Source organism: Mesorhizobium sp. CA12 (assembly GCF_020165255.1).
In the GTDB taxonomy this organism is placed as follows: Bacteria; Pseudomonadota; Alphaproteobacteria; order Rhizobiales; family Rhizobiaceae; genus Mesorhizobium.
This window is the reverse complement of sequence record NZ_JAIUHT010000001.1, coordinates 118,098-131,574: the sequence shown is the minus strand read 5'-3', so window position 1 is coordinate 131,574 and position 13,477 is coordinate 118,098. Positions and strand designations below refer to the sequence as shown.

The 13,477-nt window shown below is 64.1% G+C and carries 15 protein-coding genes; 4 read left to right on the top strand and 11 right to left on the bottom strand.

Annotation, left to right across the window (positions count from 1 at the left end):
• Positions 1 to 2 precede the first annotated feature (2 nt).
• Both LB520_RS00610 and LB520_RS00605 read right to left on the bottom strand, forming a co-directional pair.
• Entirely contained in the window at positions 3 to 311 is a 309-nt protein-coding gene (locus tag LB520_RS00610) for a hypothetical protein (RefSeq protein WP_224636043.1), read from the bottom strand.
• Positions 312 to 316: 5 nt separating this feature from the next.
• A complete protein-coding gene (locus tag LB520_RS00605) occupies positions 317 to 883 on the bottom strand; it encodes a helix-turn-helix domain-containing protein (protein ID WP_224636042.1) in 567 nt (188 codons plus the stop codon).
• A gap of 152 nt (positions 884 to 1,035) precedes the next feature.
• Here LB520_RS00605 and LB520_RS00600 point away from each other — a divergent pair, with 152 nt between their 5' ends.
• The gene (locus LB520_RS00600; RefSeq protein WP_224636041.1) at positions 1,036 to 2,868 is read left to right on the top strand and encodes an ATP-binding protein; all 1,833 of its coding nucleotides are present in this window, start codon (positions 1,036 to 1,038) and stop codon (positions 2,866 to 2,868) included.
• Positions 2,869 to 3,034: 166 nt separating this feature from the next.
• On the opposite strand, the gene LB520_RS00595 is transcribed toward LB520_RS00600, so the two are convergent.
• Entirely contained in the window at positions 3,035 to 3,826 is a 792-nt protein-coding gene (locus LB520_RS00595; RefSeq protein ID WP_224636040.1) for a GGDEF domain-containing protein, read from the bottom strand.
• Positions 3,827 to 3,951: 125 nt separating this feature from the next.
• Positions 3,952 to 4,896 (bottom strand): tRNA (adenosine(37)-N6)-dimethylallyltransferase MiaA, encoded by a 945-nt coding sequence (miaA, locus tag LB520_RS00590; RefSeq protein WP_224636522.1) that lies wholly within the window; start codon positions 4,894 to 4,896, stop codon positions 3,952 to 3,954.
• Between miaA and serB the strand changes: the two genes are divergently transcribed.
• Positions 4,886 to 5,773, top strand: coding sequence for a phosphoserine phosphatase SerB (gene serB / locus LB520_RS00585; RefSeq protein ID WP_224636039.1), 888 nt, complete (start codon positions 4,886 to 4,888; stop codon positions 5,771 to 5,773). The genes miaA and serB overlap by 11 nt on opposite strands.
• The gene (locus tag LB520_RS00580; RefSeq protein ID WP_224636038.1) at positions 5,770 to 6,342 is read left to right on the top strand and encodes a GNAT family N-acetyltransferase; all 573 of its coding nucleotides are present in this window, start codon (positions 5,770 to 5,772) and stop codon (positions 6,340 to 6,342) included. Before serB ends, LB520_RS00580 begins: the two co-directional genes overlap by 4 nt.
• Before the next feature lie 46 nt (positions 6,343 to 6,388).
• On the opposite strand, the gene LB520_RS00575 is transcribed toward LB520_RS00580, so the two are convergent.
• The 6 genes from LB520_RS00575 to LB520_RS00550 all read right to left on the bottom strand — a co-directional run bounded on the left by LB520_RS00575 (position 6,389) and on the right by LB520_RS00550 (position 12,089).
• The gene (locus LB520_RS00575; RefSeq protein WP_224626145.1) at positions 6,389 to 7,906 is read right to left on the bottom strand and encodes a DegQ family serine endoprotease; all 1,518 of its coding nucleotides are present in this window, start codon (positions 7,904 to 7,906) and stop codon (positions 6,389 to 6,391) included.
• A gap of 147 nt (positions 7,907 to 8,053) precedes the next feature.
• Positions 8,054 to 8,239: a DUF2065 domain-containing protein gene (locus tag LB520_RS00570; RefSeq protein ID WP_095764777.1), complete on the bottom strand. Its 186-nt coding sequence runs from the start codon at positions 8,237 to 8,239 to the stop codon at positions 8,054 to 8,056.
• 5 nt (positions 8,240 to 8,244) lie between these two features.
• On the bottom strand, positions 8,245 to 9,195 hold the full coding sequence (gene hflC / locus LB520_RS00565; protein ID WP_224522814.1) for a protease modulator HflC: 951 nt from the start codon (positions 9,193 to 9,195) through the stop codon (positions 8,245 to 8,247).
• Positions 9,195 to 10,310: an FtsH protease activity modulator HflK gene (gene hflK, locus LB520_RS00560; protein WP_140839826.1), complete on the bottom strand. Its 1,116-nt coding sequence runs from the start codon at positions 10,308 to 10,310 to the stop codon at positions 9,195 to 9,197. Before hflK ends, hflC begins: the two co-directional genes overlap by 1 nt.
• A 247-nt stretch (positions 10,311 to 10,557) precedes the next feature.
• Positions 10,558 to 11,076 carry a dihydrofolate reductase gene (locus LB520_RS00555; RefSeq protein ID WP_224636037.1) on the bottom strand — a complete coding sequence of 173 codons (519 nt, stop codon included), beginning with the start codon at positions 11,074 to 11,076 and terminating at the stop codon, positions 10,558 to 10,560.
• Positions 11,076 to 12,089 (bottom strand): DUF4424 domain-containing protein, encoded by a 1,014-nt coding sequence (locus LB520_RS00550; protein WP_224636035.1) that lies wholly within the window; start codon positions 12,087 to 12,089, stop codon positions 11,076 to 11,078. Before LB520_RS00550 ends, LB520_RS00555 begins: the two co-directional genes overlap by 1 nt.
• A gap of 143 nt (positions 12,090 to 12,232) precedes the next feature.
• On the opposite strand from LB520_RS00550, the gene cobF reads away from it, so the two are divergent.
• On the top strand, positions 12,233 to 12,997 hold the full coding sequence (cobF, locus tag LB520_RS00545; RefSeq protein ID WP_224636034.1) for a precorrin-6A synthase (deacetylating): 765 nt from the start codon (positions 12,233 to 12,235) through the stop codon (positions 12,995 to 12,997).
• A 100-nt stretch (positions 12,998 to 13,097) separates the two neighbouring features.
• Here cobF and LB520_RS00540 read toward each other — a convergent pair whose 3' ends face one another.
• Entirely contained in the window at positions 13,098 to 13,439 is a 342-nt protein-coding gene (locus tag LB520_RS00540; protein WP_140839820.1) for a winged helix-turn-helix domain-containing protein, read from the bottom strand.
• Positions 13,440 to 13,477: the final 38 nt, after the last annotated feature.

Genomic DNA, 13,477 nt, shown 5'->3' with positions numbered 1-13,477 from the left:
GGTCATTCGAAATGGCTGATGCGTTTCCGCCGTCGCGCCCGCCTGATTTCGGCGATACGGTCGGCGTCCTCCTCGCCGAGATGGCGGCCACGCTCCAGGATCTCGAGCGTATATTCCTCGTAGGTCAAACCGAGCCGTTCGGCTCTCTCCAGCCGCATCAGCATGACGGTGTGGCTTGGCGCCTTCCAAGCCTTGTCGTGGGCGGCGCGCCAGGCGAGGAAAATGTAGGCATCGCCCTTGCCCCAGGGCGGGCCGTCATAGTCGTCGAGCGGCGGCCCGCCATTGTGCGAGCGTTTTGGCCGGCGAGACATCGGAGTCAGTCCCTGACCAGCGCCACGAGATACTCCGCCGCATCCGGTCCGGGAGCATGAAAGACGCAATCCGAGGGCGCGCCCAGCGCCAGGCAGTCGCCAGGCTCGAGCCGGTGCACCACATCGCCCTCGGTGAAATCCAGCCTTCCGCCGATCAGCCATATCTGCTGTTTGATGAAGGCGTAGGACGCCGCCGGCAAACTGACCCTGGCACCTGCCGGAAGGCTGACCCTGACCAGTTCCAGCGGCATCTGCGATGCCGGCGATAGATGCCGCCTGATGTACCCGGTTGCCGGATCCTGCCAGATCGGCTGCTCATCCCGGCGCGAAATACCGCCGCCTTGCATCTCGGCCCGCGCGATCAGCGTCGACAGCGTCATGCCGAAGGCCGCCGCGATGCGCACCAGAAGCGCCGCGGTCGGACTGGTCGTACCGCGTTCGATGGCGCTCAGCATCGCCTTCGAAACGTCCGAGCGCTCTGCCAATTCGGCAAGCGACCAGCCCCTCAACGTTCTTTCGGAGCGTATCCGCCTGCCGATCGTGGCGGTAATGCTATTCGATATATCATCCATACGTCCAATATATCGGATTTTCTCGGCCTGGAAAGAGGCCAGTCGATCGAATTGTCGCGCTAGGCTTAACGCCGCCTACACCATCCGACCTCACCTGACTTTAACCCCGATTGGGTAGGGTCGAGGCTCCAGGGAATGGGATCAGGTCAGCCATGTTTGTCGAACGCGAAGGCTCCGTTGGCGAACCGACTTCGCAGGAGCGCCGCAACATCCAGCAGAACGACAAGCGGATTCTGGGCAATGTCGTGCAATGCGATGGCGCGCGCGCCACCATCAGTGCCCATGCCGAAGATACCGAAGGCGCGATCAGCGGCCTTTGGACGGTCGGTAAGATGATCTCCATCAATCTCGGTTCGACACGAACGGTCGGCCTTGTCTATGCGATTGGTAAATCGGATCGCGCCTGGAACCACGAAGGGCAGAATCCGATCGAAGTCAGCGTCGAACTGGTCGGCGAGGTTCGCGACGGCGTCGAGCCCGGCGCCAAGCCGGTGTTCGACCGTGGCATCACCACCTACCCGCATATCGGTGCCATTGCTCACCGCATCCGAACCCGCGACCTGCAGGCGGTCTACGATCTGGCCGGGCGCCATTCAGTGACCATCGGTACCCTGTCGCAGGATGAATCGATCGATGCCAATATCGCCATCGACGACACGCTGGCGCGTCATTTCGCCATCGTGGGCACCACCGGTGTCGGCAAGTCGACAGCTGTCTCGCTGCTGTTGCGCAAGACGATCGAAGCGCGTCCGGATCTGCGCGTGCTCATCCTCGACCCGCATAACGAGTTCGCCGCCTCGCTGCCGGAATATTGCGTGAAGGTCGATTCCAAGACGCTCGACCTGCCGTTCTGGATGTTCAGGCTGGAGGAGTTCGCCGAAGTGCTGTTTCGCGGCCGCGAGACGGTGCCCGAGGAAGTGGATGTCCTGCGCGACCTGATCCCCGCCGCCAAGAACCTTTACCGCAACCCGAATTCCGGCACCTATGTCAGGCGCGGCAGCGACGCGCTGACGGCGGACACGCCGGTGCCCTACCGCGTCGCTGATCTCATCAAGCAGATCGACGAGCGCATGGGCATGCTCGAAAGCAAGAACGATCGCCCGACCTTGAAGTCGCTGAAAACGCGCATCGAATCGGCGGCAGCCGATCCGCGCTACCGCTTCATGTTCAATTCGCGGCTGATCGAGGACACCATCCACGAAACGATCGGCAACATTTTCCGCGTCCCCAACCATGGTCGACCGGTCACCTGCTTCGAGATGGCGGGCATGCCTTCGGAAGTCGTCAACTCGGTCTGCTCGGTGCTGGCACGCCTGGCCTTCGACCTGGCGCTGTGGAGCGAGGGCCGGCTGAAGCTGCTGCTGCTTTGCGAGGAAGCCCATCGCTACATGCCGGCCGATCCGCGTCTCGGCTTCGCGCCGACAAGACATGCGCTGTCGCGCATCGCCAAGGAAGGCCGCAAATATGGCTGCTATCTCGGCGTCGTCACTCAGCGTCCGGGCGAGCTCGACCCGACCATCCTGTCGCAGTGCTCGACCTTCTTCGCCATGCGGCTTGCCAACGAGCAGGACCAGGCCATCATCCGCTCGGCGATCGCCGATTCCTCGGCCTCGACCCTGGCGTTCCTGTCCTCGATGGGGCAGCGCGAAGCCATCGCCTTCGGCGAAGGCGTGGCGACCACCATGCGGCTGAAGTTCGAGAAGCTGCCGCAGGAGTTCATCCCGGGCACCGCGAAGGGCGAGAAGATCGATCCCTCCGTGGACGGCAACGACGTTGATCTCGCCATGATCGTCGAGCGGCTGCGCAACGTGCCGAAGCCGCAGCAGGCCATGGCCTTCGCCGAGGCTGTGGATTCCTCCCGCCAGGCCGGCGACCCGGACTACAAAAAGCCGGCCACCGCCGCGCGCGTGCAGCCGGACGACGACTTCGACACGCGCTACGGCCTGAGGCCCTCGACCTTCGGCATGCGCCAGCTCAACGATTGAACGACCAACTTCGCAAGCACAGCCAAATTCCGAACAGGAATTCATCAGGCCGGATCGAATGACGTGGCTTTCGAGAAGCCGGAGCGGAGCGGACATGTAGTCCGTGAGCACCGGAAGTCGAGAAAGGCGCGTCAGTTGACCGGCCTCATGAATTCATGTCGGAATTTTAGGCGCAGACGCGGTTGCGGCCCTGCTTCTTCGCCTCATAGAGCTGGCGGTCGGCGCGGCGGTAGAAGTCCTCCGCGCTCTCCTTGTGGTCCCAGACGGCAAGGCCGACGCTGGTGGTGACCTTCAGCCGCACATTGCCCGACATGATCGACATGTTGGCGACCGCCTTGCGGATGCGCTCGGCGAACCTGGCCAGCAATTCGACATCCATGTTGGGGGTGACGACGGCAAACTCCTCGCCGCCCAGCCGCGCCACCACGTCGTGATAGCGCGTCATGCCCCGCAGGCAGGTGGCGACGGCCCTCAGCACCTCGTCGCCGACGTCATGGCCATGCGTATCGTTGACCTGCTTGAAATGGTCGAGATCGAGGATCATCAGCCCGACCGGCCTGTCGATGCGGCGAAACTCGTGGAGATATTCGCGCAGCGCATCATCGAAATAGCGGCGGTTCTGCATTCCGGTGAGACTGTCGGTGAGCGCCGCCTGCTCGAGCGTCTGCGAGCGGGCGCTGAGCGAAACTGTCATGGCCCTGAGCTTGCCCTCTTCCCGCACCTGGCCGCGGATCAGCGGGTAGATGAAGAAGGTGCCGAAGAACAGCGCGGTTGCCAGCAGCGCCCCGGTGACGAACAGAAGTTTGTTGAGATAGACGATTCTGTCGACGCGCGATGCGGCATCGAGGTCGGCGGCGATGTCCTGCAACTGGCCAGAGGCATGGAAGGTCACCAGGCCCGCGGCCAGGATCACAAAAATAAAGACGAAAAATGCGGATTCCGCCTTATGGAAACGCATCAACTCCCCGCGGCGCTGTAGCCCCAAAGGTTATGGCATGGCCGACCTTACGGACCGTTAATCCGAACAACCCTGGCGAGAATTGGACCCGGCGATTTTAAGGCGCTGATTGAAAAAGCTTTTAGTCAGCCCTGAACAGCCGGTTCGTCGCCCGGCCGCAGCCTGCGCCACTCCGCGCCCAGCTGATGCCTGAACCATGTCGACTGGCGCTTGGCATATTGCCGGGTCGCGATCTTGGCGCGCTCAATGGCTTCGGGAAAACCCGATTGTCCGGCCATCGCCGCCTGCAGCTCCCGCACGCCGATCGCTTTCATCGCCGGCAGGTCCGGGTCGAGGCCGAGCGCGGTGAGTCGACGCACTTCGTCGAGAGCGCCCTTGTCGAGCATCTGGTCGAATCGCGCGTCGATGCGCCGAACCAGTTGCTCGCGGTCCGGCTCGATGACCAGGAAGCGCGCGCTCTCGCGATCGATCAGCGGCCGGCCGCGCACCGCCTGCCATTCGAGGATCGAGCGCCCGGAGGCGTCGAGCACTTCGAGCGCCCGCACGATACGCTGGCCGTCGGTCGGCCTGAGTTGCATGGCCATAGCCGAATCCTCGTGCATCAGCAGGCGATGCAGCCTTTCGGCCCCTTGCTCCTTGAGCTCGTAGCGCCAGCGCTCGCGGACGGACGCCGGAATGTCCGGCATATCCGAGATGCCTTCGGCCAGCGCACGGAAATAGAGCCCGGTGCCGCCGGCGAAAACGACCGGACGGCCAGACAGCACGCCGTCGTCGATCAGCCTTGTCACGTCGCGCAGCCAGGCGCCGGTGGAATAGGCGGTGGCGGGATGGACATGGCCGTAAAGGAAATGCGGAACACGTGCCATTTCGGCGGCGCTCGGCCGCGCCGTCAGGACATCGAGCACCGAATAGCCCTGCATGGAATCGGTGTTGACGATGACCCCGCCATTGCGTTCGGCGAGATCGAGCGCCAGCGCCGACTTGCCGCTGGCTGTCGGCCCGGCTATCAGGATCGCGTTCTTGATGCGGCCTTCGCCCGCCTGCCTGCCGGAATCTTCGATGCCGCTGATCGCCACTTTAGTGTCCCGTCCAGAAGCCCGCGCCGTGCCGGCCTCGCTTGCGAATATGGCCTTGCGGGCCGCCGGCGCAAGCGCCGTTCATTGGCTGGCCGAGGACGTCGCCTGCGATCTCGTTTTGCCACAGACGCCGGATATCGGCGAAATGACCGCCAATCTGCGCGCGGCGCTGGCTTCCGAGCCGGTCGACGTCATCGTCCAACCGGCCGAAGGCAGGCGCAAGAAGATCCTGCTCGCCGATATGGATTCGACCATGATCGACCAGGAATGCATCGACGAGCTTGCCGACGAGATCGGCGTCAAGGATCATGTGGCGGCGATCACCGCGCGCTCGATGAATGGCGAGATCGCCTTCGAGCCCGCCTTGCGCGAGCGCGTCGCCTTGCTGAAAGGCCTCGACACAGCCGTGGTCGACCGCATTATCGCCAATCGGCTGACGCTCGCCGCCGGCGGCCGCGCGCTGGTGCAAACGATGCGCGCCAATGGCGCCTGGACGGCGCTGGTCTCCGGCGGCTTCGACGTCTTCACCAGCCGCATCGCCGCCATGCTGGGCTTCCAGGAAAACCGCGCCAACCGCCTGATCGAGAAAGACGGCACGTTCACCGGCATGGTGGCCGAGCCGATCCTCGGCCGCGCCGCCAAGGCCGAAGCGCTGCTCGATATCGCGAAGAGGCTCGGACTGACCACCGAGGACGCGATTGCGGTTGGGGACGGCGCCAACGACCTCGATATGATCCGTCTTGCCGGCACTGGCATCGCGCTTCACGCCAAGCCGGTTGTGGCCGAGCAGGCCCGCATCCGCATCGATCACGGCGATCTGACCGCGCTGCTCTATCTCCAGGGCTATCGCCGGGATGAGTTTTCAGAATGAAGCCGATCCGCACCGAGCGCCTGATCCTGCGCAACTGGGAAGAGCGCGACCGCGCGCTTTTCCACCGCATCAACTCCGACGAGCGCGTGATGGAATTCTTCCCGTTCCGCCGCGACCGTGCGACCGCCGACGCCATGATGGACGAATTCCGCGGCTGGATCGAGGAGGACGGCTACGGCTTCGCCGCCGCCGAGATAGCGGCCACCGGCGAATGCATCGGCTTCGTCGGTCTCCTGGATACGAATGATGTGCCATCGCTACCCGACGGCACGATCGAGATCGGCTGGCGGCTGGCGCCGGAATTCTGGGGCAAGGGCTATGTCACCGAAGCGGCTGAAGCCTGGCTCGCCTATGGCTTCGAAACACTGAGGCTGGAGGAGATCGTCTCCTTCGCCGTCGCCAAAAACTATCGCTCCATCGCCGTGATGAAGCGCCTCGGCATGCGAGCCGATCCTGGTGCCGATTTCGACCACCCCGCCGTGCCGGACACCCACCCGCATCTCAAGCGGCATGTCCTCTACAGGCTGTCGCGCCGCGACTGGCAGGCACGAAAAAGGGCGGCTCGCTAGCCGCCCTGTTCATTGAAACATCAATCGGTTACCGGACGTTCCGGACTCAATCCATCCGGATCGTTACGAAGCGCAGTTCGCCGGTCTTCGACGCCAGCATCAAGAGCGCGTTCTTGCGGCCCTGCTCCTTCAGCGCGCCGATCCGGTCCATCACGTCCTTCGGCGTGCCGACCGATTCCTGCGCGATCTCGGTGATCACCTCGCCGGGCTGGATGCCGCGCTCGGCCGCCGCCGAATTCTTGGCGACGTCGGTGATGACCACGCCGGACACATCGGCCGCGATGCCGAACTTCTGCCGTGTCTGGTCGTTGAGCTCGCCGACCGTCATGCCAAGCACCGAGGCCGTCGACACCGGAGGCGTCGCCTTGTCGCCCTTGTCCTGGTCGGTGTTGCCGTTCTCGCCGCTGGCCAGCTTCTCGCCGTCCTCCAGCCGTCCGAGCGTCACCTTGACGGTCTGCTCGACGCCCTTGCGCACGATGACGACGTCGACCGCCTTGCCGACCGGGCTTTCGGCGACGACACGCGGCAGGTCGCGCATTTCATGGATATCCTTGCCGTCGAACTTGATGATGACATCGCCGGCCTGCACCGACCCGTTGTCGACCGGCCCGCCCTTGATGACGCCGGCCACCAGCGCGCCCTTGGCGGTCGCCATGCCGAGGCTTTCGGCGATGTCCGCCGTCACCGGCTGGATGCGCACGCCAAGCCAGCCGCGCCGCGTCTCGCCATATTGGCGAAGCTGATCGACGACGCCGGCGGCAAGCTGCGAAGGGATGGAAAAACCGATGCCGATCGAGCCACCCGACGGCGAGATGATTGCCGTATTGATGCCGATGACCTCGCCCTCGGCATTGAACAGCGGGCCGCCGGAATTGCCGCGGTTGATGGCGGCGTCGGTCTGGATGAAGTCGTCATAGGGGCCGGAATTGATGTCGCGGTTGCGCGCCGAGACGATGCCGACCGTCACCGTGCCGCCCAGGCCGAACGGATTGCCAATCGCCATCACCCAGTCGCCGACGCGCATCTTGGTGGAATCGCCGAATTTCACCGCCGTCAGCTTGTGCCCCTTGGGGTCGACCTTCAGCACCGCGACATCGGTCTTGGTGTCGGTGCCGACGAGCGTCGCCTTCAGCGTGACGCCGTCGGAGAAATTGACCTCGATATCGTCGGCATCGGCGATGACGTGGTTGTTGGTCACCACAATACCCTGCTCGGCGTCGACGACGAAGCCGGAGCCGAGCGACTGCACCTTCTGCCCGGCGCCGCCCTTGTCGCCGCCACGGTTCTTGAAGAAATCGTCGAAGAAGTCCTGGAACGGCGAGCCCTCGGGCAGCTGCGGCATCGGCACCGCGCCCGGCCCTTCCGTGCCTTTCACCGTCTGTGAGGTCGAGATGTTGACCACCGCGCCAAGCAGGCGCTCGGCGAGATCGGCGACCGAGGGCGGCCCGTCGGAGGCGATCGTCGGCGTGACGAAGGACGGGACGGCAACAATGCCGACCGCGAATGCGGTGGCGCCGGCGAAGACCATGCGCCGCGCCGCGCGCAACAGGGTGTCGGATATCATCGTGGCCTCCCGGTGTGTCTGAAAAGGGCAGGCGTTTTCCGCAAAGACGCCCTGTTCGGCTCATGTTGGCAAGAAATACGGCACGTTTGCGGCTATGCCAGTCTTCTCAGGATAAATCGTCCGTCGCCGCGGCACCAATGAATTTCATCAGCCGCGAACCAGCCACACAATGGCGACGCCAACCGCGATTGCCGCCAATCCTCCGAACCGCAGCGCGTTCTCGGGCATCGACTGCATTTCGCTCGCCAGTTTCCGGGCAAGGCCCGGAAACCCGCCATAGACCAGGCCCTCTATCACCAGGACCAGCCCGATCGCCGCGACAAAGTCCTGCACCGCCGCTACTGGGCGGTGCTGGGTTGCGCGGCCGGTGCGGCAGGCGTCGCGGGCGCGGCCGGCTGCCCGGGCTGAGGCTTGCTGCCCGGATCGCGGAAGTAGCGGAAGAACTCGGATTCGGGCGAGAGCACCATCGTCGTTCCGGTGCTGTCCAGCGCCGTGCCGTAGGCATTCATCGAGCGATAGAAATCGAAGAAGGCCGGATCGCGCTTATAGGCGTCCGCGAAGGTCGCGCTGCGCTGCGCCTCGCCTTCACCGCGCAGGATTTCCGATTCCTTCTGCGCCTCGGCGACGATCTCGACAACCTCGCGGTCGGCCCGCGCCCTGATGCGTTGCGCGGCCTCGTTGCCGCGCGCCCTCAGACGCTCGGCTTCCGCCAGGCGCTCGGCCTTCATGCGGTCATAGGTCTGCTGCGAGACCTCCGCCGTCAGGTCGGTCCGGCGGATGCGCACATCCTCGATGTCGAGGCCGAGCGAGGTCGCGTCGGGGCGAAGCTGATCGCGCACCTCGCGCATCATGACGCCGCGTTCCTCCGAAAGCGCGGCCTCGAAGTCGCGCAGGCCGTAGACACGGCGAAGCGCCGCATCGAGACGTGTCCGCAGCCGTGCCTCGGCCAGTTCAACCTGACCGGACACCGCCGCGCGGAACGTGCGCGGATCCGAGATGCGATAGGCGATGAAGGCGTCGACCTCGTAGAACTTGCCGCCCGAGACCTGGACGCGGATGTTGTCGAGGTCGAAGCGCATCACCCGCTTCTCGACCATCTGCACGCTGTCGGCATCGAAGAAGGCGAACGGCGCCTTGAAGTAGATGCCGGGCTCGTTCTTGACGTCGATGATCTCGCCGAACCTGAGCACGATCGCCTGCTGGCCGGCATTGACGACGAACACCGCGGAGTAGAGCAGGAACAGAAGGACAGCCGCGATGACGGCGATGATGGGAAGACGGTTGGCCATCACTGGTTGCCTCCCGTCGTGACGCCGCTCAGCGGGGCCGGCGCCGGCTGCGCTTTCGGCTGCAAAGCCGGCAGCGGCAGGTAAGGCAGCACGCCCTGACCGTTCCCCTGCTCGACGACGACCTTGTTGGAGTCCTTCAGGATCTTCTCCATGGTTTCGAGGTAGAGGCGCTTGCGCGTGACGTCGGGCGCCTTGGCATATTCGTTGTAGACGGAGATGAAGCGCTGCGCCTCGCCTTCCGCCTCCTGGACCACGCGGTTCTTGTAGGCGGCGGCGTCCTCGCGGACCTGAGCCGCCTGGCCGCGCGCCTGGCCGAGCTTCTGGTTGGAATACTGGTTGGCCTGCTCGACGAACTTGTCCTCGTCCTGCTCGGCGCGCTGCACCTCGTCGAACGCATCGGCCACCTCGCGCGGGGGCGCTGCGTCCTCGATCGAGACTGCGTTGACCTGGAGACCGGTCTTGTAGCCGTCGAGCGTGCCCTGGATGATCTCGCGCACCCCGGTTGCGATACCCTGGCGGTCATCGCGGAAGATGTCCTGCGCCGGCCGCCGGCCGACGACTTCGCGCATGGCGCTCTCGGCGACCTGGGTCAGCATGCCGTCGGGATCTGAAACATCGAACAGATAGGCTTTGGGATCGGAGACCTGGTAGGCGACCGAGAACTGCACGTTGACGATGTTCTGATCGCCGGAGAGCATCAGCCCGGAACCGCTGCTCGACCCGCCGCCGATGCTGACGAGCTGCTCGGAGATCTTGGCGGTCTCGACCGTTTCGATCGGCCACCAGTGGAAATGCAGGCCCGGCTGCGAAAGCTCGGACTTCGGCTGGCCGAAGCGCAGTTCGACCGCAACCTCGTCGGGCTGCACGGTGTAGATCGCCTTGAAGGCCCACAGGACGATGAGCGCCACCGCGATCAACCCGAGCACGGCCGGGCTCGCGCCGCCGCCGCCCGGAAGCGCGCGTCGCAGCCTGTCCTGGCCGCGGCGGATGATGTCCTCAAGATCGGGGGGCGAACCCTGCGGGCCGCTTGGCCCTTTCGGTCCCTGCCCCCAGGGCCCCTGATTGCCGCCGCCGCCCCATGGGCCGCCGCCACCGCTCTTGTCGTTCCAGGGCATGAATGTCCTTTCGCTTCGGTTCCCTCAGGCCTTGCGGCGCAATCCTAGCGCATGACCACGAAAACCCATATCGGTTTTCGAAAAGGAATCATGCCCCAAAATCAAAGTATTACGGCGGCCTGTTGCGCGTCCGGTTGGACGCGCGCCGCTGCAACACCGTTCTTCTATAGGGACGCCTTGACCCGCTTTCAACGCGATGTGCCATCGTCCCCGTGCGATTTGGACGGGTAGCGACCCTTTGTCGTCGTCAACGATCGTCGCGCCGGCGCTCGTAAACGGTGTAACGCGTGGCGTGGCTGTCTTTCTCGCCGGCAGGAAAATCCTCGGCGCTGACGACCTGCCAGATGCTTGGATCGATCGGCGGGAAATGCGCATCGCCATCGACGCTGGCCAGCACATGGGTCACATGCAGCCGGTCGGCAAGCGGTAAGGCCTGGGCATAGATCTCGCCACCACCGACCACGCAGATCTCCTCCGCTCCCGCCATGCAGCGGCCGCGCACCCTGGCCAGCGCGATCGCGTCATCCAGCGAATGGGCCACCTCGATGCCCTCGGCACGCCAGGCCTTGTCGCGCGTCACCACGATATTGAGCCGGCCGGGCAGCGGCCGGCCGATGCCTTCATAGGTCTTGCGGCCCATGATGATCGGCTTGCCCATCGTGTCGGCCTTGAAGCGCTTGAGATCGGTGGAAAGCCGCCACGGCAGGCCGCCTTCGCGGCCGATCACGCCGTTTTCGGCGATGGCGACATAGATCGCGATGTCCATCAGCCGCCGTTCCCGCCATTGTCCGACGGCTCAAGCAGAAGGATGTCGATATCGTGCTCGGGATAAAAATCCTTCGCGGTGACCTCGAACGTCGTCGGCCCGACCTTTTTGACATTGTCGCCGCAAAAGGAGACGAGGTTTTTTGGGCTGCCCTTGTCGATAGTGAGCTTGAAATTGCCAATCGTCCCGGCCGCCCAGTTGCCGCCGGTGGTCAGGATATAGGCGATGCGGCTCTCGTAATATTTCGGATAACCGTCCGGATTTGCCTTGGCCGCCTTGCGCACCGCGTTCTCGAACGTCTGATCCATGCAATAGCGGGTCTTGTAGGCCGCATACTGGCCCTGGAACTGCCCATCATAGAAAAAGCTGACCGAGGAGGTGCCCCCGACGCTGGGCTTGTAGCGGTGCGAGACATGAACCTCCTTGTTGGCTGGGAAGGTCGAGCGCCACCAGTAAGTCGAGCGCAGCTGCCAGAACGGCGCAAAGGTGGTTTGCATGCCCGAGCCGTCATCGGCGGTATCTTCGATGATGATGCCGCGATCTTCCCAGTCCTTGGCGATATCCTTGGGCAGCTTCGCCAGCGCCGCCTTGGCGGCGCCGCCGAATGGATAGAGCGGCACGTTCTGCGCCTTGAGGTCAGCGGTGATGTCGATGCCGAGCGCCAGCGCCTTTTGCTCCAGCTGCGGCTTCGCATCGACGCCGTCGATCGTCACCTCGAAGCCGAGGAAATTATCGCTCTGAGCCTCCGGGATTGCCGGCATCTCGTTCGGATCGCCCTCGATGTCGGGCATCGGGAACGCGACGATGGAGCTGACATCCTTGTCGGTGTTGTTGCGGAAGACATAGTCGACCGTCACCTTCTCCGGCGAGATGAAAAGGTCCTCGCTCTGCATGGCGACGGCGTCGCTGCGCGACAGGATCAGCCCGCCTGTGCCGAGCTCGGCGACGGAATCATTGGCGAAGGCCGGAGCGGCCGTTATTACAAGCGCTGCGGTCGTTACGGTGCGTAACATGGACCCCCTCCTCTGTGCCGCGATACCCGGATCAGCCGGATGCGCTCTTCCATCTACCCGTTTCAAGATAGCGTTTCAAAGCCCTTCGTCACCGGATACGGGTACTTCTGGACACCGCGTCGCCGATCGGGCAGGAGATCGCCATGCGCAAGCTTCTCGTCATCGGCATCGGCGCCGGCAATCCCGACCACATGACGGTACAGGCCATCGACGGCCTGAACCGCGCCGACGCGCTGTTCATTCCCGACAAGGGAGCGAAGAAGAACGATCTTGCCGATCTGCGCCGGCAGATCTGCGACCGCTTCGTCACCAATCCGAAATCGCGCCGGGTCGCGTTCGATGTGCCGGTTCGGGCCGAACCGACATCGTCCTATCGTGTGACAGTCGACGACTGGCACGAAGCGATCGCCGAGATCTATGAGGCTCTGATCCGCGACGAGCTTGCCGAAGATGGCTGCGGCGCGTTCCTGATCTGGGGCGATCCGTCGCTCTATGACAGCGCGCTGCGCATCCTCGAGCGCGTGCGCCTGAGAGGCAATGTCGGTTTCGAGCTCGAGGTCATCCCCGGCATCACCGCGATCCAGGCGCTGGCCGCCGCCCACGCGACCGCGCTCAACCGCATCGGCGATTCGATCCTGGTGACGACCGGTCGCCGGTTAACCGAAGAAGGACTGCCAGCCAATGCCGGCTCCACCGTCGTCATGCTCGACGGCAAATGCGCCTTCAACACGCTTGCCGACAAGGACGTCCTTATCCAGTGGGGCGCCTATCTCGGCACGCCCGACGAGATCGTCATCTCCGGACGCCTGGGCGACGTCGGTGCCGAAATCGAAAGGGTTCGTGAAGACGCCAGACGAAAGAAGGGCTGGATCATGGACATTTATCTGCTGAGGAAATCAGGGAATTAGGCAGTAGGGAATAGCAGTAGAATAATGGGCAATTGGAGGCCTCGGTTTTCAAGCATCCAAGACATCTTGTCCTACTGCCTACTGCCTACTGCCTACTGCCTCATCCAGCATCGATCTCCGCCTGCAGAGCCTGCATATGGACGGCGGCGGCCGATGAAGCGGCGCGCTCTATGGCGCGAAACCGGCTGACGACCGCCAAACCCGCCGATGTCAATTGCGCGCCGCCGCCCTTGCGGCCGCCGGTCTGCGCCGCGACCAGCGGCTTGCCGAACACGCGGTTCATGTCCTCGACCAGATCCCAGGCATGCTTGTAGGACATCTCCATGCCGCGCGCCGCAGCCGAGATCGAGCCGAAGGCGGCGATCTGCTCCAGCAATTCGATCTTGCCCGGGCCGATCCGGCCATCGGGGTCGAGATTTATCCGCAGGCTGAGCGACGGCATTTCATCTCCTCGGATTCCACCGCACGACAATAGTCCCT